The organism is Paenibacillus bovis, from assembly GCF_001421015.2.
Taxonomy (GTDB): Bacteria; Bacillota; Bacilli; order Paenibacillales; family Paenibacillaceae; genus Saccharibacillus; species Saccharibacillus bovis.
In genome coordinates this window covers 1,911,673-1,936,148 of sequence record NZ_CP013023.1, presented here as the reverse complement: position 1 = coordinate 1,936,148, position 24,476 = coordinate 1,911,673, and the positions used below count along the sequence as shown (strand labels likewise).

Genomic DNA, 24,476 nt, shown 5'->3' with positions numbered 1-24,476 from the left:
TCAGATCACCTCACTTTCCAAAATTTCGGTATCATCCTGTACATTCGTTATTCGGCAGCTCATCATGCAGTGATCTTCCGACCAGGTAAAGGTAAACTGGTCGACGCTGGCTGTTCGTTCATCCATCAGCAGCGCTTCGCTGACCATCCGTGTAATCTCACTTTCCATCACAGCCCGGCCGAGTGCAGAGCCGATCAGTTCTTCCAACTCGCTGCCATAATCCCGCGAATAAATAACGTGACGGTAACGTGGAGTCAAAATCGCTTTGTGACACCACTGCACCCAGGCTTCCTTTTCATCGGCGACTGCTACCCGGCCGCTCGGTGTCATGACAAAATCACCGGCGTCATAGTCATACCGCCAGCTGCGTCCGAAGATTACCTCTGTACTATCCGCGTCTGCTGCCGTCTGTTCATCTCCCCAGATAAAATCGTCGGTGTCCGGGAACAGATTAGCCATTGGCACTCACCACCTTGCATACAATTACTACGTCGTTGCCGCTGTTCACACGCAGCGCGAGCACACGGTCACCGGGCTTCAGCCCTTTATTCAGATGCAGCACGCTTTCCTCTACCTCCGAAAGATCAAAGGCATAATCGCTGATTGTACTGCTGCCATGAAACTGTCCCTGACCCTGTGGATGTACACTGCCGGTATAGATACGTTGCGGCATTTCCAGCATACCCGGCAGCTCCGCAATCATATAATCCTGAATTTCATGCTTAAAATCATCCAGCTTGACACCCGAAGCCGTCATTGTACCTAGCACCGCACCCAATCCGCTGATTGCCTGCTGGGTATGCTTCGACATGGTCGACCGCATTACATCGGCAAAATGTCCATATGGATCTTTTTTACTCAAGATAATACCTCCTTCTCACGTAATCCGCAGTCGCCAGCTCCAGCGTCATCGTACCGGGGTTGCCCAGATCGTGGCTGGCTGTCATGACGATCAGCTTCATGCCGCTGACCATTACCGCATCGCCTGCCCGAATTGTGTTAATATCTGGCGCGGTCACCGTAAAGGTCTGCTGGATACCGGTCAGATAGTTTTTGGCATATTTTTTCGCGGCATCGGCTGTTTTGATCTGGTCATCGGTCATCAACTTTTGCAGGGTTCCCAGTTCTTTGGTTCCTTTTTCTTCTACAGCCAATGCTTTGGAAGGTACTTCCTTGCCATCTGACGATTCGGAAGCAGCCAGTACCCGGATTTTGGTGACTGCACCTTCCAGGGTACGCATCTGGGTCATGTCGATCAGCCGATCCAGCTGAATCACATTGCTGTTGCTGCCCAGCTCAAATAGTTCCAGTCCGCGGCTGGTCATACGCGGATGGAACATGGGCCCGTCTGATTTGGCTGTTTCCTTGAGATCGGCAAAGATCATGGAAAAGATGGTCTGTGCCCGGTAGACCGCTTTGCCCAGCTTGGATTTTGTCTCGGGAATCGTACCGAGTGTAATATTCCAGTCCTTCGCGTATTTGCGAATACGCTGGCTCGCTGTCTGATCTTTGGGCAGCAGATACTCGTCTTCGGATTTTTCCAGATAGATCATTCGGTCGTAAACTGTCATATTCAGCCGCTTGGTACCGCTGTTTGTGCTTTCAATCTCCCAGATGACGCCGGGATGCAGCAGTGGATGAAAACTTTTATCTCCAAAAGGAATGCCGCTAATTCGTATATCCATACCCGGAGCAAGTGACGGCAAGCCGGAGCCGGATGGAACGGCTACGCGAATACTCGCCTGGCACGCAATCTGATCCAGCGAATCGCGCATGCTGATCGTTTCAATAAGGGGCGTGATATCATATTTATCCTTAACGATAACTTTGTAACTCATGACGGCATCACCAGCTTTTGTCCGGGCCGGATATTATTCGGGTTGTTGCCGATAGTTTTGGTGTTCAGCTTGTAGATCGCATTCCATTTGGCGCTGTCACCCAGCTGCAGCTTGGCGATTTTGAAAAGGGAATCTCCAGATTTGACAGTGTAGGTCTTGCCATTCTGCTTGAGATCGGTTCGTGAACCGGATTTGCTGTTTGCTTTGCCTTTGGCAGTTGTTTTTTGCTGCTTCACTTTGGCATCTCGCCAGGTCCGGAAAGTAAGATCAAACGAGATATCACCTGGCTCCCCGCCACGGAAATTGGTGTTATAGGTGATAAGATACACAGGGACATTCACGCCAGTTCCAGTAATGATCAGCTGGGCCGGGCGTTTTGATACGAGAAAATGGTTCAATTGGTTCGTTGCAGCCTGTGGTGCAGGCAGATTGCTGTACCGGCAGTAGGACGGATCGTAATCTTTTGGAAAAAAGGATGAAAAGCTGATTTCTTTGATTTTGTCACCTATAGTGAAATCAAACTCACCGTACTCCAGCATATTGATCGTCTCATAGCCTTTGGAACGAGAAATACTGATTTCCTCGGGATTAACCGGGAAATGAAAAAAGTTTCGTGTCCCGTCGATCAGGTAAATATCCATGGTGTTCCTCCTTTCTTGCTAAATACAGAACGTAAAATAATATCAAGCATGAACGCTTTTTTTATTTTCTAATGCTCTTCTAAAATGTTCAGCAATTTGCTGACCTACTTCTGTTGCGATTACTGCATAGTCAAAACTATTTTGAGAATTAGAAATCTGAACAGCACCTGATGGCATATTTATAAATATAGGATTAGATTTAGATCTCGTTTTGTTTTTAGAACTATGATTTAAACTCGGTACTTTATTAGGAGAAATATTTTTACCTGTAGTTGTAGAAGTAGCTTTTTTCTCTTCACCAAAAATCCAATTACCAATTTTTTTAGGTACATCATAAGTCTTTAATGCTTTTTTTGTTAGACGATCTGCTCCTTCTGCTGCTGCAAAGGATGCTACTGGTAACAAGGGTGCAAATTCAAATTGTCCTGTGCCACCAATAATTGCTCCTCCAAGTTGACTTGTAAGATAACCAGCTCCTAACGAAGCTATTTTTGGTAAATATTCTTCTACTCCAATTTCTACTGCTTCTCTACCCGTTTTGGCTTGTGAAATCTTATAAATAGGCGAGATTAAATCAATAACGTTTAAAACTCTTTTACCGACTTTCATTGCTGTTTTGAAAGTTGGTGTATTTGAAAATTGAATTACTTTATCTAAACCGGTACTATATAAGCCTTTCATTTTGGTTATCGCTGAACTACCAGCTAACTTAGTAATCGTATCATCATAAAATTGCCCTATCTTTTTCATAGTCGAAGTGCCTGCTAATTTAGTTGCTCCAGTAAATTTTAAAAGATTCTCTTTGAACATCTCAAATTGTAGTATTTGATCAACATCGAAGTTTTTGTAAACATTTATTCCTTTCATGGCTTCATCTTTAAAATCAACAGTTTTTTTCACAATGTCTGCTATATCAAGAGAAGGATCCATCCATTTAGATGTACCATGCCAGAACCCTACAAAGTTTTGTGCTTGTGTTTTTGCGAATTGTGCTGCTTGATCGCGTTTTTCCTTAGTCCATTTTTGTATTTTAGTATCAGTTTTTCCAATCCAACTTCTTGCTTGTTGGGACTTATTACTTCCCCAACCAATAACTGAATTAAAAATATTACCTGCTGTTCCTTTTACTTGAGCTACGCTATTATGATATGCACCTACAGACCAATCTTTTGCCTTAATTGCGTTTGAACCAAGCCATGAAGATCCAGTATGATACGCTTTAATAGACCAATCCTCAGCTTGATTCATTTTATTGGACGCCCATTTACTACCAGAATTATATGTCGATTTAATTGAATCTACTCCAGTAGCAATACTTTTCTTTACTCTTTCAGTTGCCCTTTTATACCAGGGTTCTGGCACATGTTTTTTATTTTTTAAAATTCTTGGTGAAATTTTAGAAGAATGAGACTTTGAAGCTACATCATTAAGTTTTTTTAAATAATTATAAGCCTTACTTTTATTCTTCTTATTCCATAATTGATTTTTTTTATTTGATAGGCTATTTTTTTTTGTATTTCTATTTAAATAGTTATTTAATTTTTTTGAACCCATACCTATCAAAATTGATGTGATATTCGCCATTTGTTCACCTCCGAAGATGTGCAATTAACACTCAATTTTTATTGTTTTTCTAATGCTGTTAATTCTTCCTCCATGAAAGCAAGTAACAAGGCACGTTCACCTCTAGGTAATCGCCAGAATTCTCCCGGCCGGAGATGATGGCGTACCCACATGTGATACATCATCGTCGTGATTCCGCCGGAATGAATTAGTTTTTTAGGTCTTCAAGCTCCACGCCAAAACCGGACAATTCCAATACTTTGTCGCCTACTGCATCAAGCTCACCAGCCAGAAGCATACGACGTACTGCCTGCTCTCCACCGGACAATTTCAAACGGCTGGTAATACGTGGATCACCCCAACCGTTCAGCTGCAATCCTTTGACTTCCAATTGGGCCGTTGCTTCCGAGATCAGCAGCGCGTTGAATGTCTCGGTATCCACCTTTTCCTCGGTACGACCTTTGGTCGTCTTACGTACCGTACAACGCTCGCGAATACTGTCCACCTTGCTGGATGTCAGACCACGCAGGGTCATCAGCAGATCAAGACGCTGGATACGTACTGTTTCTTCTGGCAGCTTGTCCGCCGCTTCAAACAGACTGTCCAAAATTTGTTCTTCGGATAGATTCTCATTCAAGCTCATAGGTAAATTCCTCCTGAAATAATTGTTTTAATAATACATAGAGATCCGCCAATATACAGAAAAAGCAAATGCGGTAAATTCAATTTTCTCCATTTACCGCATCCTTTTCTTTCCCTGTTCCATTTTTACCTGTATCACATTACGCCTGTAAGCAGCACATCATCCTGCTAATCGGCATCGACAACAATCAATCTTTACTGCAGCTTGCCTGCTTCCAGGTCAAGACTTAGTTCGCTACGATCGGATCGAGCAGTTCATAGCCTTCAAATGTAAACGTTGTTTCCTCTGGAACTTCTTCACCGGCTGTCCAGTTAGCCAGCTGAATCTTGTCGGCCATGCAGCGGATCAGGCGAACACGTTCATGTCCGTAGGACTCGGGATCATCCAGTTTGGAGATGATATCGAATTTCTGGAAACCGCGCTGGATCATATCGGAAGTCACTTTGTAGCCGGTCATGGTGCCGGTACCTTTTTTGGCACCGTTTTTGTGTACTTTCCAGTCGTTACCGACCAGATTCAGCTCGCGTTTTTCGATTTCCACGCTGGCTTCCAGCTTGTTGATATGGGTCTGCCATACTCCGTCGATGTGCAGTTGTCCGTGTGTACCGAGAATTACTCTTGAAGCGTCTAACATAGTGTTTCCTCCTTGGGAATAGTTATAGTAGGGGCAAAATAAAAGAGCCTGCAGTTATCCGCAGACCCCGGTGTATATAGCCAATCAGGCATTTACGATAAGAAAAACTTCTCCTTCGAAGTTCTGATCTTGATCTTTACTTTTCGGTCTTTAGTTTTTGGGTTTTAACCTTTGACCTTCCATCTGCGCGGCAGGCTCTTACTCGAACAGCAAGCAGCCTGACATTCAATTATGCAGCTGTACCAACAGATTATTGTACGTAAAATGTGCCAAACAGCTGCTCCATTACATCAGTCAGCTTCACATTCCACTGCAGGAATACCTGATCCGCTTCCGGACGCAGTACCGGTGACTCGCCGTAGTAAGCCGGATCGAGAATAACGTCAAAGCCGGAAGCTTCGATTACACTGCTCTGTGCCAGCAGGGTGAGATACTCCTTCATTGCGCCGATCAGTGCCAAGCGGCCTTCTTCGGTATTATTCACTTTGCCGATATAAGAGTCTTCCGCAGCACGCTGCAGATCGCTGTTGATCGCATCCATGACGCGGATCGAGCGGATTTTTTTCCAGGCATTATTCTGGCCGGCGCCCGGAATCACTAGGCTGTTGACTCCGCGCAGCGCTTTGACCTGACGACCATCGTAGAAGAAGATAAACACGCCATTTTTGACAGCTTGTTCTTGTTCGGAGCGAGTCCAGCGGCGGGTCACGTCGTCAAATGGAGCGACATGATACGTCGTCGATTCATTCAGACGCTGACCGGCGATCAGACCCGCCACATAAGCGCTTGTCTGGGCAGAGCTGTAGTCTGTCGTGCCGATACGTACGCCGGTTCCCACATTGACAATACCTTCAAAGTTCAAAGCCAGCGAGCGTGCAGCCGCTGTTGCTGCAGCTTTGGAAGAAACATCATCGGCTGTAGATCCCCCGATCACCATAGTTACGCGCTTGCCTTCGCCGCGGACACGTTTGACCCATGCGGAGAAGCTCTGAAGTAGTGCAGAATCTGCTGCAAAATCCAGTGCGACTACATCAAATTCTTCGCCTTCCAGAGCAGTCTGTGCTGCGATATAGTCGGCATTGAGCAGTCCGGCATTACCGCTGGCACCACCTGCCAAAGCAATACCTGCCACATCGGACGGAATACCGCCGTCACCGATAACAGATGCAGAGACATACAGATTGTTCTCATCGGCATTCAGCAGATCCGCAAACGATTTGGCGGTGCCATCTGCGGATGTATACGTACGCAGCAGTCGTGTACCTTCATACAAGCGCAGCTCTTTGCGTGTATTGTCTGTAATACTTGGCTGCACAGTGACCGTGAACCCATTACCGCGTGTACCGGTATATTTGGCATCCAGCTTCAGTACCGCTTTGTCGTCTGCCGACAGGGTTACACTGGCCGCTTTGGCTGTATTGTCTGCCAGACGATAAGCCAGCAGCTTTTTCGGACCGCCGAGCAGGGCCAGATATAGAGAGTTGTAAGCAGTTGCGCCATTCTCGCTATCTGCCGAGAAATGGGTCGAGATCGCTGTCTCGCTGCCAATTTCTACAAACTCGCCTACCGGACCCCAATTGCCTTTAACCAGAACGACTACCGTACCACGGTTACCCGGCTGAACAGCCGATGCAGCTGCCGCCTGAAAATTCATATATAAACCCGGTAATACCGGTCGATTTGTACTTTCCCAAGTTCCGCCTGCCATATTACTCCACCTTCGCTTTCATAAATTGTTGGATTTGTGTGTGTACTTCTTCAATCGTAAAACTTTGCTCTGTACGGCTATTGAATACGCCGTACAGCACTTCCGGTTTGACGCCAAATAACTCCTCTGCGTGCAGAAGCAGCTCTTCTTGCGCATATTGCGCTTGCGGAAGGCTACTTTCCGGATCGGCAGAAGCGTTCGTGCGTGTACGGCCGATACCGATTTTTTTGGCAATTGCCATAGGGTTCCACCTCACCTGTTCATCACTTCCTCACTGCCTGCTAACCGTCTGCACCCTCGCTATCTTCATATTCCTAGTAATCCAGCACCGGCTTGTTGGTCACCTGCCGGATCAACGGCGCATCGGGCAGCTTGCGCTGTGTCCGGTGCAGCAGCGTTAGACGAATCTGACCATTCAAAAAAGCATCCGCCTGTAAATCCGCAGATGCTTCACTCACTGTCAAATATCGCCGTTCCAACAGATTAAGCGGAATTCGAACCTCGGCATTCAGACGCTGTACCAGTTCGGAAGCGATATGTTTGTTTTCCTTTTCACTGGCTGCGTACACATGACCTACCCATTGCTTGCGCAGATCAAAAGCCGAAGTACCTGAAGCTGCTGTGCTCACACCGGTTAACCGCCATAGAATCGAAGGCGCCAGATAGCCACTCGGCCAGGCATCATTGTAAATGCTCCAGCTGCTTCCCAACTGCTGACGGGTCCACTGATTCAGCGCTTCCAGCCACGGGTCTGTAGCTGTCACAGCTGCAAGTACATTCGCTCCGTCGGTTGCGTCTGTCTGCGCTGCTGAGGCTTTCATTTCCTGGCTGGCTGTTGTCAGTTGGCTCGTTGCGGCCTTTTGGTCTTCACCCTGTTCCGGTACATACACACCAAACCGGAGAGGCCGGGTCATCAGACCACTAAGCAGATCCACACGATCACCCTCGGATGAACCGAGATATACACAAGTAAAGGCGTGGCCTTGATCATCTTCCAACCGCTGATTATGCAGCTGAGCAATGACTTTCTCGCTCCAGCCCTCCACGATCTCCATCCCGCCGCCAGCCAGTTGAGCATACGGCCAGATTTTGATAATTCGTCGATAGCCAGCCCAGGACGATTTCTGGATCTCTTCGGCAAATGTAATAACAACACATGGTGCTGTCAAAACCGTATCGGGTAATGGAAGATCCAATACCTTTCCTTTCCATTCCGGGATGATATCGGCCAGTCTGGATTTGAGGGTTGCCCTGATCTTGGGCATAGAATTCACCTCCTTTTCCGTAAAATTCATCTTCACCCTGAGCGGGTATATCTGAATGTTCATCGGCAGCAGACAGTAAACAATCGGTGCTTGATGACATATCAGATCATTGTCGCCGGAAACAAAGCACAGCATCAACGTACCGCATAAAAAAAGAACCGATCCTGTTGATCCGTTCTGTACATTAGCGTATGTGCTTTCGGTGTGTTGTGCTCTTTTGCTTCATTTCCGATAATACAATCTTACACCGGATTTCTCCTAACGGAGACGGTGCTGTGGACGAAAAAAGGACGGTTATCGGCTGAGTTCGGCGGCAGAACAGCGGCAAAAAGACGACCCTCGCTATCTGCACAAAAAAAGCCTGCCCGCAGGCAGACTTGGTATGCTTTTGAACCTCTATCTCGCTCTGCTACTCCATCGGCGACGAGGTTAGAAAAACGGTAGAGAATAAATACGAAATCATGGAAAATACCGGAATACTCCATAACAATACCGGCGAACTGAGCCACCCCGGTAATGGAATCCACATCATAATCGCCCAGCTGACGATAATGCCGATACCATTAAATAGAAGAAACTGCAGCGGCATACGCCGAATATTCAAGCGTAGCCAGCGGTTCAGCGGTGCCAGCACGATCAGCGAATAGCCGAACAGCGGTACCAGAAACAGCAGCCATACAATCAGCTGTGAACGCAGTCCCATTTCCGAGACAACTACAGAGTTTTGCAACGCAAAATTAAGATAGATCGAGCTCAGGCTGCTGACCAGCAGCGAGACGACCGTACTGTCGAACAACCAGGCTTTGTATACATGCTGTAATCGAAACCGGTCGGCTGCTGCCGGAACGGCAGATGCCCTATCGGTGTGTAATTCCCTTTTCACAAAATCAGAGCTCCTGTCCATTAACTTGTATGGGATGATCGCCTGCAGTGACTGGATAGCTGTCTGATATTCTATGTATAGCGATAATCCGCAGTATTATAAACACCTACTATTTTACCATAAAATAACATAAAAACGGCGGTGTATACCATATATTATCATCTTCTGTTGTTTTCTGCTTGTTATGCGATCCTCTCTTGTCCTTATGAATTACCTGTGAAACCCTCAAGCGAATCAGCAAGCAAAAAAAAGCTGCCCGGCTCGGCGGACAGCTTCCTCATTAATAGATAGTAAATCATTCATTTCATTCTGTTCAGGAAGTAGTACATGCGGCATCTGCCCGGCGGACCCGTTTCTTTTGCGGCATCAGTTCGTCCAACCGGATCATGCCGGTATCGGCCAGCGCGAGCGCCATTTTGTAAAAAGCACGAGCGCGGATTTTAACGTAGGTGTCTTTGCTGATCGGTGGATCAAACAAATAGCTGTATACTTTATAATCAAAAATATCATCATGCTTGAGATAGCGTTCCCGTACAAGCAGCTGCTCGCGCTCGCCCAATCGCTCTACAATTGCTTCTATCCGTTCACAGTAAGCACGGCGGGCTGCCGGTGTATCTACATTATAGATAGCTGCGCCCGCAGTCGGATCTCCGGTTACATTGGTCGGTCCGTGCATTCTTGCTTCATACGAAGCTGTAAGCGAGGTCTCTCTCATCTCGAATGTAATCGTTTTGTAGATACGGTATTTTTCGAAAACAGCTTCTACAGCAGTACGGGTCTGACGACGGTCCAGTTCAGGAAGGGAAATCATAGGATTCATTGTACAACACTCCTCGAATGTAATATATTAGGTAAAGAAAATCGGCAGCAAGCAGAATGATGATAGAGATAAAACAGGAATTTATCCCTGATAGACGGTATAAAATTATTTCCATCTGGCATTTTCTTTCTTTGCCTTTTGGCAATGATAATGGATATTTAACCTTTTACTTTTGTAATCAATCACATTAATTACCATTTATTTGTATTTGTTCGCATCTTGTTCGTATTCCGTATTCCTAAGATAACATGATTATCCCTTCCTCGTAAACTCCCATTTTAAGCCATTTGAGCCTCATAATCGGTTATTATCTTCATTATACTCAATGTCATGTGCCTTTTGGCAAAGAGTGGTTTTCCATTGTTTACCTAATGGCAATATTGGGGTATAGTACATATATTAAGCTTTGGCATCTAATTTTGTATCATTAAATTGGATTCGTGTTTACAGTGCCTACAGAAAGGGTGTTTTGTCGGTGGATAATTCTTCATTTGGCAGTTATTTGAAGCAAATACGTGAGCAGAAAAACTGGAGTATTAACCAACTGGCAGATCTTGCCGGCATCAGCACCTCACAAATCTCACGCATAGAAAATGGCAAACGCGGTGTACCCAAGCCCCAGACGATTGAGAAAATCGCCCGAGCGCTGAATGTACCTTACGCGGAAATGATGGACCGTGCCGGATACCTGCGTCCGGAAGAAAATCAGCAGACACCCGAATGGGCCAATTCACGGGATAAGCGTGATTTCAAAAAAATGCTTGAGGAAGATGGTGAATTGATGTTTGACGGTGTTCCGCTGGATGATGAAGACAAGCAGCGGATCAAGGATGTGTTAACCGGATTATTCTGGGAAGCCAAACAAATGAACAAACGCAACCCGGTCGCTCCCGATGACCGCCGTAACCGTTCCTGAATGATCGTCATCAATGCAGACGACTGTATTATGCAGTCGTTAGCCTACCGGCAGTTGGAGATTACATACAGCTGCACCCATAACGCCAAACGCTTACGAGGTGATTGTACCGATGGATGATACTGCAGCTCATCTGGTCCACAAGTATAAGACAAACTGCCCTTTTGAAATTGCTGAAGCGCTCGGCATACATATTCGCTACATGGATCTTGGCAAGTCCACCAAAGGACTATACTACAAAAAACTCAGACGACGCTTTATTGTAATTAATCAGGGCTTATCCGATCAATGGCAGCGATTTGTGTGTGCGCATGAATTGGGTCATGATCGGCTGCACAAGGGATTGAGCCGCTTTTTCCTGGAGGAGCACTCCTATTTCTGGCCAGGCAAGCTGGAGAGGCAGGCCAATTCCTTTGCTATTACCCTGCTGACCGCCGGACAGGAGCAGCGTCCCGGCGAGACGCTGGAAGCTTTTGCGATGCGTACCGGCATCCCTCGCGAGATGCTATATTTTTTTGACCTTTGACCGAACATACGTTTGTTACAAGAAGTTGGTTGACTGAATCCACTATGGCTGCACGCCAAAAAGGAAGGGCCTGATCAGGTCCTTCCTTTTTGTTGCGCAGACAGACTGCTGTATAACCGAGCTTGTGTATGGAGCTTTCTCTGACCTGTATTTTCGTCTTGTTCTGCCTTGTTGTTTTACTCTACCTTGTTAGCAAGAACTTAGCCTTTTTCACTATATCCCCTGTGTACCCGGTTAATTCCATATAGAGCTTTGTAACTTTTCCGCTTTATGTTTTTTTTGGAGTGTTACCCTGTCAATTTTGGCAGGAATACAATACCGGCAATAATCAGTGTCAGAATAATACAGACATTTTCGACAGCCGATCCTTTTTTGGTGCCTGTGCTCATCAGATTAAAGCGAAGTTTCCATTTGAGCGGTGGCAGCAGCCGTACACCGCGATTGGTCAGCGAGTCAGCCAGCAGATGCAGCAGATAGGAGGTACCACCGGCTATCCAGATACTGGAGCCCAGATGGGCAGTCGTCCCATATAGAAGTGCTGTCCAGGCTGCAGTCCCGTAAATGGTATGCGTCAGTCCACGATGCGGCAGGAATGTACAGATAATGAGCAGACTGCCGCCCATATAATTCCACGGCGCGATCTCTCGTCCATAGATGATAATGCCTACTCCGATCAGGAACATGACCACTTTGCGCAGCGACCTGGTCGGCAAAAAGGCGACAAATACAATCGCTACCGCTATGCCAATATCCCATGGCATCCCAAACAACCCTTTCCATAAAATCCAGACGACCGAAGCCAGCATAATCGTCTGCAAAATACGCAGGATCGGCTCTGACAGTGTTTTGGATACGAGAATTGAATTAGGCTCATCAATATCGGGTAATAAAGAACTGACGGCAGCAGCTACAACAGCAGCCGAAGTAACAGGAACACCGGCCATCGTCATAAGCGATACGGTCAGGCCGGTGCTGATAATAAAGTGGGATTTCCCCATCATAAGCGTGTTCTTCCTTTCCATTATGCTTGTGTGTTTATCTTGTTGTGGGAATAACAATATCTTCTGCGGCACAGTCGATATCCCGTCTGATCATACTTTTGTAAAGGTACTGTTTTTATTATCAGACCGATGTTAATTTTGGGATATCCGGCCCTTTAAGCCGCTGAATTATAGTATGGTAATGATAGAAATCGCTTATTGCAGAACCATTATTTCCAAGAGCCCTGTTTGGCTCCTTCCTAAGGAGAATGATTATGAGAACATCCATCAAATGGCTCCCCGCTCTGCTCGGCAGTCTGTTGGCAGGCAGCCTGATTGCTGGCTGCAGCGATTCGGGCAGGCTCGTTGATTCGTCAGAACACGCCAAAGGTTATAGTGCGTCTATAGAATCGGTACAGATTATTCAGCCGCACCGTACCTCGGTAAAAGTCACACCTGCATCCGAAATCGGTGATTCGATCAGACCGGAACAGCTGGCAGATGCACTGCTCCAGGGCAATTACGAGCTGGTCTATGCACAGACCTCACCGATGTTCAAGCGTGAAGTATCCTGGCAGGCCTTTGTCGATACGGTGCAATCACTGAACAGCAGAGTAGATCATTATGTACCGGTAGCCGAACAGCATTATCAGAACTCTCTGCGCAAAGTATGGGTGGATGAGCATAACGACCGGCAAATCACGGCTCTTTTTGCCGAGAATCATGCTGATTATCCTGACCATACCATTTTGAATATGAAGATACAGCAGCTGCATATTCATTAGCTCGTATACAGCAGGATATGGAACTGAATTATTATAGCACATATGTTCGTGTAAATAAAAACAAAGAAGACGGATCCGACATGTGAATGTCAGTATCCGTCTTCTTTGTTGTGTCCGCTTATTTCGTCCAGTTCATTTTATGCATATATCAAGCTTCTGCTGCATCCGATTCTGCCTGTTCCATCTGCTGCAGACGCTCTATAATCCGGCGTTTGCGATACAGGGTACGGCCTACTTCGGTCAGTGCTTCTAGAGAGTTTTTGTTTACAAAGGAACCGAAAATGATCCCGGCTACAGGCACCGCCTGAAACAGCTTGCGCCAGCCAAAGTTATCGCGGTAGGTCGTGATTACTTCACGCCAGCCCTGAAGCTGGGAAAATACTTCTTTGCCGGTATCTCCTTTTTCAAAATCGGCCAGCTCTTCGAGTACCGCCTTTTTGCCGACGACATCCGATGAAGCGAATTGAAGACATTTGAGAATAAACAGACGCTCCTTGGGATCGGAAGGATAATAACCATAACAGAGAGCGATTTCCTGCAGTGCTTTGAGCGAGATCCCGATCATTGCCGGAATATCGGCTGCTATCGTGAAGATACCCCCTACCCCGGATGCGGCACCTTCGAGTGCTGCCAGGTTGGATCGGCTTCTGGAAATATCCATGGCTGCGTCATCCATCACTTTAAGCGGCAGCTGGGCCACTTCACGCGGAGTCAGCTCAGCATCCTCCTGACCGCTTGCCTTGGCCAAACGCTGCATAATGCCTTTTGGAGAAATCAGATATTTACCACCATTCTGTATAAAGCGTCCCAGTTCATTGAGCGCTGTTCCTATCTTGTCTCGTATAAATTTGGGCGTCATGCGATCCAGCAGCATAAAAGGAATCCGGCCGATTTTATCCAGGATCGAGCCTCCTCGCTGATCTTTCTCCCATTTGGCAATCTGCTGCAGTTCCTGTTCCAGTTCTGTACGGCTCTCCTGTGTGTGCATCCCATCGACTCCTCACTGTTGGTATGTATCTGTATTTTTCTGTATCGGTATGTGTATTATGTATTATACCCGATTCCCTGCATTTCATGACAATTCCCTATCGGCATTCTTTGCCGCTTCGAATCGGAAATGTAGCGAATACCGCAGAGTGACTATATTGACATAATCCCTATTAAAATGAAAAAGCCGCGGAGCATCTGCCCGCGTCTGTTGGTGTACTGCTATGTTGATAATCTATTCCCGCACCGGATAAACAGCCGCGTGCAGAGCACGTATCGGCTGTTAGATCATCTGTGCAGTTTCGCTGCTTGAATCCTGTATATTCTCGCGATTGTCGCGTACCGGCGCATAAGTTACGCGGTCGATCAGCAATCCGTCGCCTACAGGTTCTCCATTAACCGTAATCATGATTTTTTTGAAATTAGGATCAAATTTAGTCTCGTACATGTTGTTCACTCCTTGGATGTTATAATAAAAATAGTGATATATAAAAGATTCCATTCACGATGGATAAAAGGCGGTAATCCGTTATACAGCATGGTCAATCGGTTGTGTTACTTTAGAATGGCAGGTGAAAATGCGCCGCTGGTCCACCAGGACATGTATTTATTACCCCGTACAGGAACCTGTTAAACATTAGTCTGCTTATTATGAATCAGAAACACTCCTCCTGCTCTGCTGCTCTATGCCTGTTCACTCAGACCCTTTTCGAGTCTGCCAAGCAGCACAAAAAGATGCATCATCTTTCCCTTTCATACGTAAACGTGTAAGACACTACTGAATCAGCACCCGAGCAATATTCAACGTTCTGGTTAATATACAATTAGAATACATGTACGCCAGTACCTGCTCTATAGTAAGGAGGAATTCATATGCAATTCAAATCCCGCTACCTGCAGACAGGCCTAATTGCGGCGATCGTCCTGTCCGGACTGACAGCCGCCCAGCCTTCTGCTCATGCCGGCTGGTGGGAAGACTATAAAAATGGAGTCAAAAGCTTTACCAGTCTGCCCGAAGAAGTCAATGAACTCAAGCAGGGTTACAGCAATGCGATGAGCCAGCTCGATCAGGCTAAAACGAGTATGGAAGCTTACCGCGAAGAAAATGCCCGCTTAGCAGAACAAAATCGGCTGCTGGCTCAGACCGTACAACAGCTCCAGCAATCCGAAGCAGAACGCGCCTCCAGTGCCCGTTTTTGGAAAACGATCGTTTTCTCGGCTATCGGACTGGTTGCGCTGTGGTTTATTTTTACCCGTCTCGTCCGCTTTGGACTGCGCCGCCGTTAAGCTACGGCGGCTTTTTGATGAGCTGCATATTTTGATCGAACAAAGGAGGAGCTCTCTTGGAACTGGAATGGCAGCAATCTACTCATCCAACTGTCTCGGGACAGGCTGTCACACTCGCATTAGCCGATCAGGAGCAGCTCCATATGCTGCATCCCGGACAGATCATCGCCTATGAAGGTCCTTCCAGCGGACGAAGTGACCGGCTTATGGATGTCAAAGGCATGTACCGCAAGCGTAACCTGATCCGTGCTGACTTTACCGGGCCCTGCCGGTTTGTCACTTCGCTCCCGCCGGGCTTCAATCTGATTCCCATTACGATCGAGCCAGGCAGCGATTTACTGTATGATTTTCGCCACCTGTTCTATTATACAGAAGGTATCACCATGCAGACACGGCTGCTCAAGCTCAAAAATATACTGATCACCCGGGATGTAGTCAAAGTCAAATTCGGCGGTCAGGGAGCGATTGGGCTGCTCACCCAAGGGACTGTAATGGAAATGAAACTGCATCCCTCCGAACCAATCTATGTGGATGCGCGCAGCCTGCTCGCCTATCCGGAAAATGCGACGCTGAAGCTGAGCGTCTACGGCAACCATCTTGCCAGCCAGCATATGCATTACCAGTGGGCCATAACCGGCAGCGGCTCGATTCTGCTCCAGAGCGGTCATGATAACGGTGAATTGGAACAGCATCTGAATGATGATAGTCTGTTCCGGCGTATTCTGCGTGAAGTGATTCCGTTCGGTGGCATTTTTATCAAGTAATAAAAACGATCAGGAATATTGAGAAATATATAATAGTAGAACCTGTAGACGTAAAATGCACATTAACAACTTTGGATACTCCTTTCGTCTATATATTTCTTGATCTTCCCTTACAGATACAAACAAAAAAACCTTCCTGTTATTGCATCAGGAAGGTTTTTTTGTTTGACCATGGTTCATTTATGCCCCGGATTTAATCTTGCATTTACCGCTAGAGCTCTCTATTTTAACAGTTAGCGGGATGAACCTTCTGCAGTGAGAATATCCTGCTCCAGATTTGGCGCAGCCAGATCAGCCTGCAGATACGTCTCGCTATTTGGCAGCAGCAGATTGAACTGCTCGCTGCTGCATAGGGTGATTTTGCAATTCTCTACGACAAAATCAAGCACATGTCCGCCGCCATTACGGGAATCATTAATAAAGTGCAGATGATAGCCGGCAACGCCAATCCCTTGTGCAAAAGCAGGTGTCCAGAAGCCCGCGATAATACCTTTGACATTGGTAAAGTGGAACGATGGCTGAGACTTGGTTACTTCCACGAATGGTTTGTACGGTTTCTCCTGATGAGGTACCGTACGGGTATGCACTTCACGGAAAGTACCTTCGATCCGGATCGCATGGAACAGATTTGGACTGGAAATAAGTCCATCCAGCACCTTTTCCAGCTCTTCCCGGGTCATCGTGCGATTCAGCTCATGGGTCTGCTGAGCTTCAAAAAAAGTCACGGTCGAGAATGGAGTACTTTCTTCAAGCAGCACCCGTTTGGCTGTACCATTTGGATACAGATGGTAAAATGAACCGTCAAAGGCGATCATCTCTCCATCGAGCTGGTGAAAAGTACCAATCCCAAAATCACCGTATTGTTTGAGTTCTCCGAATGTGATTGCACCGTCATACAGTCCGCTCAATAGTGCAACCATTGTTGAAGCCTGATATACTGCTGGGTTTTTCATGATCATTCTCTCCTTCTATAAGTCCGTTCCATAGATGTATAGATCAATACGATTAATAGACAGAATAGCGTCCGATCAGTTCATGGCATCCGGCAGCAGCTTGGCACCGAGCTTGATGTTGTCGCGGTAATCGATAGGAACATCAACCACTACTGGTCCTTGCTGGGCCATAGCCTGACGCAGTACATCTTCCAGTTCGCCCGGATGGTGTACACGCAGACCGACAGCGCCGAAGCTCTCCGCATATTTCACAATATCTACATCTCCAAAATGAACACCCGATGTACGGCCGTATTTCATTTCCTGCTGGAAAGCTACCATATCATACGTACCGTCATTCCAGACGATGTGTACGAGTGGCGATTGCAGACGTACTGCTGTTTCCAGTTCCATCGAGGAGAACAGGAAGCCTCCATCACCGGAAATGGATACGACTTTCTCCTGCGGATTTACCAGTGCGGCAGCTATCGCCCATGGCAAAGCTACACCCAGTGTCTGCATACCGTTACTGAACAGCAGACGACGCGGCTCGTAAGAACGGAAGTAACGGGCCATCCAGATATAGTGGGAACCGACATCACAGGTAACGGTTACCTGATCGCTGATCAGCTTGCGCAGGGTACGGATAAAGTACAGCGGATGAACACGTACCGAATCCGATGAAGTAATCGCAATATCATCCTGGGTGAGCTTGTTTTGCTGACGGCGCATTGCATTGCGTGCTTCACTGGAAAAACGCAGTCCTTTTACTAATGGAGCCAACGCATTCACATTCAGCGCAATATCGCCGATCAGCTCGCCTGCAGGCTGATAATCCTGATCAATATCAGCTTTGCGATTGTCCAGATGGAACACAAGACGATTTTCTCCTTTATTCCACAAATAGGGATCATACTCAATCGGATCATAACCGATCGTCAATACCAGATCCGACTGCTGCAGCAGAATATCACCTGGCTGGTTGCTGAACAGACCGACACGTCCGTAGAAATGGTCTTCCAGATCGCGGGAGATCGCGCCAGCTGCCTGGAACGTTTCTACCACCGGCAGGTCTGTATCGCAGATCAACTCACGTACCGCAGCGGTTACTGCCGGAGAGCTTGCTTTCATACCGAGCAGCAGTACCGGCATCTTGGCCTGACGGATCTGCTCGGCGACCGATTCGATCAGCTCTGCAGGTGCAGTACCCAGTTGAGGCATACGTGATTTATAGAAATTGAACTCCTGAGCTTCCTGCAGCAGCACATCGGTAGGCAGACTCACGAAAGCTGCACCCGGCTGCGAAGCAGAAGCTTCACGGAAAGCATTGGTAATCGCTTCGGCGACATTGTCGGGATGTCCGACTTCGACGCTATATTTGGTTACCGGCTGGAACAGCCCGGCATTATCCATCGATTGGTGGGTCCGCTTCAGACTTGCGGTACGCGGAACGGCACCGGCAAGAGCTACAACCGGATCACTTTCGGCATTGGCAGTTACCAGACCAGTAACCAGATTGGAAGCGCCAGGACCGGATGTTACCAGACATACACCGGGCTTGCCAGTCAGTCTGCCGATCGCTGCCGCCATAAAAGCAGCATTTTGTTCATGCCGGCATACGATCAGCTGTGGACCGCGATCCTGCAATACATCGAATACCGGGTCGATTTTCGCGCCGGGAATACCGAATACATATTGTACGTCCTGGGCAATCAGGGTATCCACGACCATATCGGCTCCTGTTTTTGCCTTTGTTGTAGCGGCAGCCGCCATTTCATTACTGGAGGAATCTGTAGTCTGTGCATCGGAAGATTGTGCAGTTGGGATCATCATATTCTCTCTCTCTTTTTGGGTAGTTGTACTCACTCTGTCCATCTCCTTTTTGTGGTATGCGTATGTTATTTTTCTGTAATTACATGTAAATATGGAAAAGAGTACATATCTATTTTATTACCATAAAAAGTAAAATCAACCCTTAAAATTTTAAATATCTACTGAAAACGATAACAAAATGACCATAATGCAGAAATAGCTATCAATTTCTTATATTCCTATACATATAGCGTTTTCATTCATGTTTTTGCCTTTTTGTGCCCGATTAAAGCCAATATTCTGATATTTAGAATTTAAAAATATGTATAAACCAGCACTTTACCATAATGTTCCATATATTATTTTTAATCTCGATCGCACAAAAACGCCCTGCTTTTTGGCAGATACCAAAAGCAGGGCGTTTCGTCTGTATTCGTATAAGTCTTGTGGAACAACATAAGGGAAATTCAAAAAGGGAAATCCAAATATTATTATGATTTCCAAAGTTCAAAGCGGGGTTCAACCAGCTTGTTCAGCATTTTATACTGCTTTTGGTCCATATAGCCAATCAGCAGATGCTGGCCGAGTGCCATATAGACAAACTGCCGCTCTCCGCCGCGACGCATATCCAGCTGGATAAGTCGGTCAAAAAAGGTCTTGTCTGCCCATTCTGGATAGTAACGGATATCCCATTCGACTTTTTCGCCGTGATGCAGGAAAGAGAACACAACCTGCTCCTTTTCATGATCAAGGCAGCTGCGGATAAATCTCATATCCAGCTGATCACCGGTCATTGCTACCATACGCTCTGCCAGCTGGGTGTACAGATCCGTGTTCTCGATCGCCTGAAGATCGACATACCAGAGCTGGTCCGAAGGATAGATGCATTCGCCATCTGTACAGATCTGCTCTCCCAGGGAAATCAGCAGGTTGGTATAGGGCCGTTCCTCATACCAGGATAGTGAATTGCCAGCAATCACCTGCTTCATGTCCACATCTGCATTCAGTACAATGCCTGCTTCCTGCAGCTTGCTCCATTGATCTGCTAACGGAATCGTTTTATTGCGAAAAAAACTGATCATTATTAATCTCCTCTCTGTTGTACATTCTTCAGATTGGCATTGTTTAACGGCCTTTTTCGTCGCGTTTCAACCATTCTTTCGCATCTATTTCATAAAATAATGTTTATCTGTATTGGTCTGTAATAATTTACATCAGGGGAACTGCCATTCCTGCCCGTATGCTTGATGTCATGTTTCCAATAGAGGTTATACGGGTACTTGGCGTACCACAGAGCATATTTTAGTGTAACAGGATAACGCCTCCAAAATCCTGAGTCTAAAGGCTCCGTTATTCAAAATTTGAAGATATTTGTCATAATCGATATACGTTTTCACGCAATTATTAGTCTATAATACCCATTATATTTAAGGTCGAAAAGTTCTTCTACCTATATTTTGACTGAAATTATTGAATAAACTGCTTAGATATCAAGTTTTTAAGTATTTTCGACTTTTTCCGAAACGAACAGGTCTATGGTATGGTGAGGAGCATGACTTTATGCCTTACATATTTTGAAAAGTCCTGTTCATGACAATACTATTCCGAGGCGAATTATTCGCTGCAATACAAATAGCCATACGCTGTATCTGATACAGTGTATGGCTATAGGCAAGATAGAGCGATACCGGTTCAATGAGCGGTAATGTCAAATCTGTATTATACCGGTCATCCAATGCTCTCTAAATTAATCGTTGGAAGAGCCGGCTTCTTCGCGTTCACGCTGGATGTGCGGAGGTACATCTTCAGCAGCACAAGTATCCCATGCTGCATCAATGATACGATCGAATTCATCATCATTTTCCTCGATAACAGTCTCCAGGGCTTCGATCTCCTCTTCTTTACCGGATTCGTTCAGGAAGTGCAGACTGTAATCCCAGTCAGTACCTCGTTTGGAGAACAGAGTGAGTTCGTAAGGTTCGGCATGTCCTTCGACTTCCAGTTCGACTTTACCGACAAAGCCTTTTTCTGGTTCTTCCAGCTTTGCCAGCTGAGCACGGCGAATCGTAATATTCATAGATGAATCTCCTTTATGGTTAGTTTGATATAAGCGAGTAGTGGGGCGATCTTTTTCGGGTACTGTCTGTTAATGTGCAGAGAGTAGATCGCTTTCTGCTTTAAAATAACATGAATACGAGTGCTTGCCAATTGATATAGAGAGTTTGGTCATCATTCACTTCAGAAAGCAGTAGGGAAATGCCCTCCGATGAAGTTTGAAGATTTTTTTATAGTGGAAGGTCTCAACAGATTACAACTCAAAATTTATATTTTTTAATTGTTCTTTTAAGTCCCAATTTGCTGGTTTCTCTTTGAGCATAAACCACGGCGCATCATGCTTTAACCAACTAGCTCTATATTCCGGTATAGTCTGCGGGTAACTTGCAGCATCATCATCAAATCCAGCTTCGAAACCGCAACAAGAACAAATTTCATAGCTTGGTACTTCTTCTACATATTGAGGTTCTTCTAGTTGATCATACCCACATACCAGGCAAATATTATTTATGATTCTCACTCTCTCTTCAATTATGGACTAGACAGTATACTACAAAAATAGATGTTAGTAATGTTAAATGTCTGATTTAGTAGTCTTATACCAATCTAATTCATATAATTCTTTTAATATGACGGTAGGAACAAAAAATTGATAATCGAATCCCCGTGTTAACTGTCCTATCATAAAGTCTCCGTCTGAAGTCTGCTGGATTTTCCAGTGCTGACTTGCAAAAGCTGCTCCTTGTTTGATCAGCTTCATTGCCTGATCCCAGGTATAGGATTCACCAACTTCAATTTTCTCGGCAATATAATTCTGATAAGCAAGAATTTGTTTGTCATCATTAGCATTTCTTGACTCAGAATCATAAACCAGTTCAAAAACCAAACCATTCAAGTCATTTTCCAGGTATGTTTGTACAAATTCATCAGAAACAAAAATATTACGTCTTAGCTCGGGTATTCGGAAAATATGTCTTCTGACAGAATGCATTAAAAGTGCATCTTTAAAAACGTAATGATCATATGTTCGAATTAATTTTAAAATTTCAATTCTTTTTGGTATAGCTAAACTATGATCAATATAATCATCTATGTTGAGGATATTACATATAAAAAAGTTATGATCAGGATGTGTCACAGATAGAAATTCAATCTCATCTCCGATTAGCGGCTGAAATACTTTTAGTGCTTTTTGACTAAATAAAGGTAGCCCATGGAAGAAATTTGCAAAATCAGAGTATAGGCCTTCTGAATATGTTTTTAATTTTATGCCTGACCAATCATTAACTTTCTCGCCTATACATAGTTCATTTATTAGTTCTTCTATTCTATTAGCATCTTCTAATTCGTCAATCCTTAATGCTTCACTTGAAAGCATAACGCTCCAAATTTTCATATGTCCTCTTTTCTCTGTATCTCTTGATAACGTATTGATATTAATTACACTTCGAAGTTTATATTTTTTAATTGTTCTTTTAAAGCCCAATTTTCCGGCTTATCAGTAGGTGCAAACCATGACGTACTATTCTTTAACCATTTGGCTCTATATTCCGGTATAGTCAGCGGATAACTTGCAGCATCATCATCAAATCCGGCTTCGAAACCACAAAAAGGACAAATTTCATAGCTTGGTACTTCTTTTACATATTGAGGTTCTTCTAGTTGATCGTACCCACATACCAGGCAATTATTATTCATAATCTTTCAGCTTCCCTTCTAAAAAAAGTACCTATAATTATTTGATAAAATATGAAAGTAATCTATTGTAACTTCATTTATAGCGACTGCCCCATTTCCAAAAGAATCTTTCTTATCTTCCAGTTCCTCTAATTCACCTTGAGCAAACATTACGCGCCGCCTTTATCATTTCATTCCTATGAATTGCTACTGAATGAAAACAGTGTTTATATCAAATAGTGTCTATTACAGTTAATTTAATATTCTCAACATATCCTCTATCAATAACTTGGTTTTTTCGGGATTATATCTTCTAAACGAATGTTCAACTATAATGGCTTGGATTTCTTCCCATTTGTTTTTGCTCTTCATTTCTACTAATTCACATATAAGATCGTATGTAATCTTCTCTCTTTCAGACTTTTGGAATTCTTGTACTGTTTCTAGTACATCTATATAACTCTCTGTTGTTACAATATAACAATCCAGAAAATATTTAAATGTCTCGTATTTATCCGTACTCATCTACAAAACCTCCTTAAATATTTGATTAAAATCACTGACTCCTACCTTTTCATTTCGCATGCTCTATCTTTTCGTCCCCCTATAAATCTAATGTTCAAATTACATTTTTACTAACAACGTATTTACAAGAACAATTCAGATGATATGCGTTAATACCATATTTCCAGAAGTTTGTGTATTCGTAAATTGATTTTATATAAGCTGTATTGGTTAAAATCAAATAGAGAGCAAGCACATAAAAACCACTACAACCCTGAATTACATAGTGTCTCTCCAGCCACTATTTGCTCACTTTGGCATTTCCAATATGACTACAATTATTCCCATCCCATTACTTATTCTCATCCGCTGAAAGGGGCAATACTTCATGTATCACGTTATTCTTGTTCGCCATGGAGAAAGTGAGTATAATCGCAGAAACCTGTTTACCGGCTGGACCGATGTGTCTTTGACCGAGAGAGGTATTCACGAAGCGCGTGAAGCCGGGCATCTGATTCGCGAAGCGGGATATACATTTGATATGGCCTTCTCCTCTGTCTTGAAACGCTCTATTCAGACCATGCATTATATTCTGGATGAACTGGATCTTCTCTGGATTCCCGAGCAAAAAGCCTGGAAACTGAATGAACGGCACTATGGCGCTCTCCAGGGCCTCAGCAAAACCGAGACTGCCGAGAAATACGGGGAAGAACAGCTGCATCTGTGGCGGCGCAGTCTGACGGTAAAACCACCCTTGCTCCAAACCGACGATCCGCGCAATCCACAGTTCGAAGAACGCTACAAAAATATTAATCCACAGGACCTTCCACTTGGCGAAAGTCTGCAGGATACCGTATATCGGGTTGGCGATTTCTGGCATCACCGGATCGTACCGCTGATCCGCAAAAAAGAGCGTATTCTTATTTCTGCTCACGGCAACACGCTGCGCGCATTAATCAAATATATGGAAGATATTGACGAGAAGTCGTTAACCGAGCTAAATATTCCTACTGGTATCCCGCTTGTATATGAACTGGATGATCAGGTACGGCCGATCCGGCGTTTCTACCTGGGCGAACCCGAACATATCGAACGTAAATCCGCCGAGGTTGCCAATCAGGGCAATGTCACCGAGTAAGTATAGATTAGGAATATCGTATAATATAGGCACAATGATATAGTGATGAAGAGCAGCCTCTATTCAGAGATACTTGCAGTATTTCTGGATTATCTATCTCCGCTGCTGCTTCATCCGC

29 protein-coding genes are annotated in these 24,476 nt (G+C 45.1%); 6 read left to right on the top strand and 23 right to left on the bottom strand.

The window, feature by feature from the left end; all coding sequences use genetic code 11:
• From AR543_RS08205 to AR543_RS08150, 12 genes are all read right to left on the bottom strand, one after another.
• The gene (locus AR543_RS08205) at window positions 1-459 is read right to left on the bottom strand and encodes a DUF2634 domain-containing protein (protein WP_060533421.1); all 459 of its coding nucleotides are present in this window, start codon (window positions 457-459) and stop codon (window positions 1-3) included.
• Window positions 452-823, bottom strand: a complete 372-nt coding sequence (locus tag AR543_RS08200) for a hypothetical protein (protein ID WP_060536697.1) — start codon at window positions 821-823, stop codon at window positions 452-454. Before AR543_RS08200 ends, AR543_RS08205 begins: the two co-directional genes overlap by 8 nt.
• 31 nt (window positions 824-854) lie before the next feature.
• The gene (locus AR543_RS08195; protein WP_060533418.1) at window positions 855-1,838 is read right to left on the bottom strand and encodes an XkdQ/YqbQ family protein; all 984 of its coding nucleotides are present in this window, start codon (window positions 1,836-1,838) and stop codon (window positions 855-857) included.
• Window positions 1,835-2,479 carry a LysM peptidoglycan-binding domain-containing protein gene (locus AR543_RS08190; protein ID WP_060533416.1) on the bottom strand — a complete coding sequence of 215 codons (645 nt, stop codon included), beginning with the start codon at window positions 2,477-2,479 and terminating at the stop codon, window positions 1,835-1,837. The genes AR543_RS08195 and AR543_RS08190 overlap by 4 nt, the downstream gene beginning before the upstream one ends.
• A gap of 42 nt (window positions 2,480-2,521) precedes the next feature.
• Complete coding sequence (locus AR543_RS08185) at window positions 2,522-4,063, bottom strand: hypothetical protein (RefSeq protein WP_060533414.1); 1,542 nt, start codon at window positions 4,061-4,063, stop codon at window positions 2,522-2,524.
• Window positions 4,064-4,250: 187 nt separating this feature from the next.
• Entirely contained in the window at window positions 4,251-4,685 is a 435-nt protein-coding gene (locus AR543_RS08180) for a phage tail assembly chaperone (RefSeq protein ID WP_060533412.1), read from the bottom strand.
• Window positions 4,686-4,911: 226 nt separating this feature from the next.
• A complete protein-coding gene (locus AR543_RS08175) occupies window positions 4,912-5,319 on the bottom strand; it encodes a phage tail tube protein (protein ID WP_060533410.1) in 408 nt (135 codons plus the stop codon).
• A gap of 250 nt (window positions 5,320-5,569) precedes the next feature.
• Entirely contained in the window at window positions 5,570-7,027 is a 1,458-nt protein-coding gene (locus AR543_RS08170) for a phage tail sheath subtilisin-like domain-containing protein (protein ID WP_060533407.1), read from the bottom strand.
• Window position 7,028: 1 nt separating this feature from the next.
• A complete protein-coding gene (locus tag AR543_RS08165; RefSeq protein WP_227871860.1) occupies window positions 7,029-7,268 on the bottom strand; it encodes a YqzN/YkzM domain-containing protein in 240 nt (79 codons plus the stop codon).
• Window positions 7,269-7,341: 73 nt separating this feature from the next.
• Window positions 7,342-8,292, bottom strand: coding sequence for a hypothetical protein (locus AR543_RS08160; RefSeq protein WP_060533405.1), 951 nt, complete (start codon window positions 8,290-8,292; stop codon window positions 7,342-7,344).
• Window positions 8,293-8,701: 409 nt separating this feature from the next.
• Window positions 8,702-9,175: a hypothetical protein gene (locus AR543_RS08155; RefSeq protein ID WP_060533403.1), complete on the bottom strand. Its 474-nt coding sequence runs from the start codon at window positions 9,173-9,175 to the stop codon at window positions 8,702-8,704.
• Window positions 9,176-9,488: 313 nt separating this feature from the next.
• On the bottom strand, window positions 9,489-9,995 hold the full coding sequence (locus AR543_RS08150; protein ID WP_060533401.1) for an ArpU family phage packaging/lysis transcriptional regulator: 507 nt from the start codon (window positions 9,993-9,995) through the stop codon (window positions 9,489-9,491).
• 475 nt (window positions 9,996-10,470) lie between these two features.
• On the opposite strand from AR543_RS08150, the gene AR543_RS08145 reads away from it, so the two are divergent.
• Together AR543_RS08145 and AR543_RS08140 are read left to right on the top strand one after the other, a co-directional pair.
• Entirely contained in the window at window positions 10,471-10,911 is a 441-nt protein-coding gene (locus AR543_RS08145; RefSeq protein ID WP_060533399.1) for a helix-turn-helix domain-containing protein, read from the top strand.
• A 112-nt stretch (window positions 10,912-11,023) separates the two neighbouring features.
• Entirely contained in the window at window positions 11,024-11,437 is a 414-nt protein-coding gene (locus tag AR543_RS08140) for an ImmA/IrrE family metallo-endopeptidase (protein WP_017812817.1), read from the top strand.
• A gap of 287 nt (window positions 11,438-11,724) precedes the next feature.
• Here AR543_RS08140 and AR543_RS08135 read toward each other — a convergent pair whose 3' ends face one another.
• Window positions 11,725-12,438 (bottom strand): metal-dependent hydrolase, encoded by a 714-nt coding sequence (locus AR543_RS08135; protein WP_060533397.1) that lies wholly within the window; start codon window positions 12,436-12,438, stop codon window positions 11,725-11,727.
• A gap of 254 nt (window positions 12,439-12,692) precedes the next feature.
• On the opposite strand from AR543_RS08135, the gene AR543_RS08130 reads away from it, so the two are divergent.
• Complete coding sequence (locus tag AR543_RS08130; protein WP_060533395.1) at window positions 12,693-13,202, top strand: hypothetical protein; 510 nt, start codon at window positions 12,693-12,695, stop codon at window positions 13,200-13,202.
• 148 nt (window positions 13,203-13,350) lie between these two features.
• Here AR543_RS08130 and AR543_RS08125 read toward each other — a convergent pair whose 3' ends face one another.
• Both AR543_RS08125 and AR543_RS24510 read right to left on the bottom strand, forming a co-directional pair.
• Window positions 13,351-14,190, bottom strand: coding sequence for an EcsC family protein (locus AR543_RS08125; protein WP_060533393.1), 840 nt, complete (start codon window positions 14,188-14,190; stop codon window positions 13,351-13,353).
• Window positions 14,191-14,472: 282 nt separating this feature from the next.
• Window positions 14,473-14,637 (bottom strand): hypothetical protein, encoded by a 165-nt coding sequence (locus AR543_RS24510; RefSeq protein WP_169725594.1) that lies wholly within the window; start codon window positions 14,635-14,637, stop codon window positions 14,473-14,475.
• Window positions 14,638-15,062: 425 nt separating this feature from the next.
• On the opposite strand from AR543_RS24510, the gene AR543_RS08120 reads away from it, so the two are divergent.
• Together AR543_RS08120 and AR543_RS08115 are read left to right on the top strand one after the other, a co-directional pair.
• Window positions 15,063-15,476, top strand: coding sequence for an MreC domain-containing protein (locus tag AR543_RS08120; RefSeq protein WP_060533391.1), 414 nt, complete (start codon window positions 15,063-15,065; stop codon window positions 15,474-15,476).
• A gap of 62 nt (window positions 15,477-15,538) precedes the next feature.
• On the top strand, window positions 15,539-16,240 hold the full coding sequence (locus tag AR543_RS08115; protein WP_060536695.1) for an AIM24 family protein: 702 nt from the start codon (window positions 15,539-15,541) through the stop codon (window positions 16,238-16,240).
• Between the two features lie 233 nt (window positions 16,241-16,473).
• Here AR543_RS08115 and budA read toward each other — a convergent pair whose 3' ends face one another.
• From budA to AR543_RS08075, 8 genes are all read right to left on the bottom strand, one after another.
• The gene (gene budA, locus AR543_RS08110) at window positions 16,474-17,193 is read right to left on the bottom strand and encodes an acetolactate decarboxylase (protein WP_060533389.1); all 720 of its coding nucleotides are present in this window, start codon (window positions 17,191-17,193) and stop codon (window positions 16,474-16,476) included.
• A 75-nt stretch (window positions 17,194-17,268) separates the two neighbouring features.
• Window positions 17,269-18,945: an acetolactate synthase AlsS gene (alsS, locus tag AR543_RS08105; RefSeq protein ID WP_060536694.1), complete on the bottom strand. Its 1,677-nt coding sequence runs from the start codon at window positions 18,943-18,945 to the stop codon at window positions 17,269-17,271.
• A 530-nt stretch (window positions 18,946-19,475) separates the two neighbouring features.
• On the bottom strand, window positions 19,476-20,066 hold the full coding sequence (locus AR543_RS08100) for a hypothetical protein (RefSeq protein WP_060533388.1): 591 nt from the start codon (window positions 20,064-20,066) through the stop codon (window positions 19,476-19,478).
• A 665-nt stretch (window positions 20,067-20,731) separates the two neighbouring features.
• Window positions 20,732-21,061 carry a hypothetical protein gene (locus AR543_RS08095; protein ID WP_060533387.1) on the bottom strand — a complete coding sequence of 110 codons (330 nt, stop codon included), beginning with the start codon at window positions 21,059-21,061 and terminating at the stop codon, window positions 20,732-20,734.
• 231 nt (window positions 21,062-21,292) lie between these two features.
• Window positions 21,293-21,550, bottom strand: coding sequence for a hypothetical protein (locus AR543_RS08090; protein ID WP_082472327.1), 258 nt, complete (start codon window positions 21,548-21,550; stop codon window positions 21,293-21,295).
• 63 nt (window positions 21,551-21,613) lie between these two features.
• Window positions 21,614-22,435, bottom strand: coding sequence for an imm11 family protein (locus tag AR543_RS08085; protein ID WP_060533386.1), 822 nt, complete (start codon window positions 22,433-22,435; stop codon window positions 21,614-21,616).
• Window positions 22,436-22,479: 44 nt separating this feature from the next.
• Window positions 22,480-22,737, bottom strand: a complete 258-nt coding sequence (locus AR543_RS08080; RefSeq protein WP_060533384.1) for a hypothetical protein — start codon at window positions 22,735-22,737, stop codon at window positions 22,480-22,482.
• A 231-nt stretch (window positions 22,738-22,968) separates the two neighbouring features.
• Window positions 22,969-23,241 carry a hypothetical protein gene (locus AR543_RS08075; protein ID WP_060533382.1) on the bottom strand — a complete coding sequence of 91 codons (273 nt, stop codon included), beginning with the start codon at window positions 23,239-23,241 and terminating at the stop codon, window positions 22,969-22,971.
• A 367-nt stretch (window positions 23,242-23,608) separates the two neighbouring features.
• Here AR543_RS08075 and gpmA point away from each other — a divergent pair, with 367 nt between their 5' ends.
• The gene (gene gpmA, locus AR543_RS08070; protein ID WP_060533380.1) at window positions 23,609-24,358 is read left to right on the top strand and encodes a 2,3-diphosphoglycerate-dependent phosphoglycerate mutase; all 750 of its coding nucleotides are present in this window, start codon (window positions 23,609-23,611) and stop codon (window positions 24,356-24,358) included.
• Window positions 24,359-24,476: the final 118 nt, after the last annotated feature.

Bases quoted from the DNA above. Each gene is read 5' to 3' on its own strand.
- AR543_RS08205 (WP_060533421.1), bottom strand. From the start codon at position 459: ATGGCTAATCTGTTCCCGGACACCGACGATTTTATCTGGGGAGATGAA.
- AR543_RS08200 (WP_060536697.1), bottom strand. From the start codon at position 823: ATGCGGTCGACCATGTCGAAGCATACCCAGCAGGCAATCAGCGGATTG.
- AR543_RS08195 (WP_060533418.1), bottom strand. From the start codon at position 1,838: ATGAGTTACAAAGTTATCGTTAAGGATAAATATGATATCACGCCCCTT.
- AR543_RS08190 (WP_060533416.1), bottom strand. From the start codon at position 2,479: ATGGATATTTACCTGATCGACGGGACACGAAACTTTTTTCATTTCCCG.
- AR543_RS08185 (WP_060533414.1), bottom strand. From the start codon at position 4,063: ATGGCGAATATCACATCAATTTTGATAGGTATGGGTTCAAAAAAATTA.
- AR543_RS08180 (WP_060533412.1), bottom strand. From the start codon at position 4,685: ATGAGCTTGAATGAGAATCTATCCGAAGAACAAATTTTGGACAGTCTG.
- AR543_RS08175 (WP_060533410.1), bottom strand. From the start codon at position 5,319: ATGTTAGACGCTTCAAGAGTAATTCTCGGTACACACGGACAACTGCAC.
- AR543_RS08170 (WP_060533407.1), bottom strand. From the start codon at position 7,027: ATGGCAGGCGGAACTTGGGAAAGTACAAATCGACCGGTATTACCGGGT.
- AR543_RS08165 (WP_227871860.1), bottom strand. From the start codon at position 7,268: ATGGCAATTGCCAAAAAAATCGGTATCGGCCGTACACGCACGAACGCT.
- AR543_RS08160 (WP_060533405.1), bottom strand. From the start codon at position 8,292: ATGCCCAAGATCAGGGCAACCCTCAAATCCAGACTGGCCGATATCATC.
- AR543_RS08150 (WP_060533401.1), bottom strand. From the start codon at position 9,995: ATGAATCCTATGATTTCCCTTCCTGAACTGGACCGTCGTCAGACCCGT.
- AR543_RS08140 (WP_017812817.1), top strand. From the start codon at position 11,024: ATGGATGATACTGCAGCTCATCTGGTCCACAAGTATAAGACAAACTGC.
- AR543_RS08135 (WP_060533397.1), bottom strand. From the start codon at position 12,438: ATGATGGGGAAATCCCACTTTATTATCAGCACCGGCCTGACCGTATCG.
- AR543_RS08130 (WP_060533395.1), top strand. From the start codon at position 12,693: ATGAGAACATCCATCAAATGGCTCCCCGCTCTGCTCGGCAGTCTGTTG.
- AR543_RS08125 (WP_060533393.1), bottom strand. From the start codon at position 14,190: ATGCACACACAGGAGAGCCGTACAGAACTGGAACAGGAACTGCAGCAG.
- AR543_RS24510 (WP_169725594.1), bottom strand. From the start codon at position 14,637: ATGTACGAGACTAAATTTGATCCTAATTTCAAAAAAATCATGATTACG.
- AR543_RS08120 (WP_060533391.1), top strand. From the start codon at position 15,063: ATGCAATTCAAATCCCGCTACCTGCAGACAGGCCTAATTGCGGCGATC.
- budA (WP_060533389.1), bottom strand. From the start codon at position 17,193: ATGAAAAACCCAGCAGTATATCAGGCTTCAACAATGGTTGCACTATTG.
- alsS (WP_060536694.1), bottom strand. From the start codon at position 18,945: ATGGCGGCTGCCGCTACAACAAAGGCAAAAACAGGAGCCGATATGGTC.
- AR543_RS08100 (WP_060533388.1), bottom strand. From the start codon at position 20,066: ATGATCAGTTTTTTTCGCAATAAAACGATTCCGTTAGCAGATCAATGG.
- AR543_RS08095 (WP_060533387.1), bottom strand. From the start codon at position 21,061: ATGAATATTACGATTCGCCGTGCTCAGCTGGCAAAGCTGGAAGAACCA.
- AR543_RS08085 (WP_060533386.1), bottom strand. From the start codon at position 22,435: ATGAAAATTTGGAGCGTTATGCTTTCAAGTGAAGCATTAAGGATTGAC.
- AR543_RS08080 (WP_060533384.1), bottom strand. From the start codon at position 22,737: ATGAATAATAATTGCCTGGTATGTGGGTACGATCAACTAGAAGAACCT.
- AR543_RS08075 (WP_060533382.1), bottom strand. From the start codon at position 23,241: ATGAGTACGGATAAATACGAGACATTTAAATATTTTCTGGATTGTTAT.
- gpmA (WP_060533380.1), top strand. From the start codon at position 23,609: ATGTATCACGTTATTCTTGTTCGCCATGGAGAAAGTGAGTATAATCGC.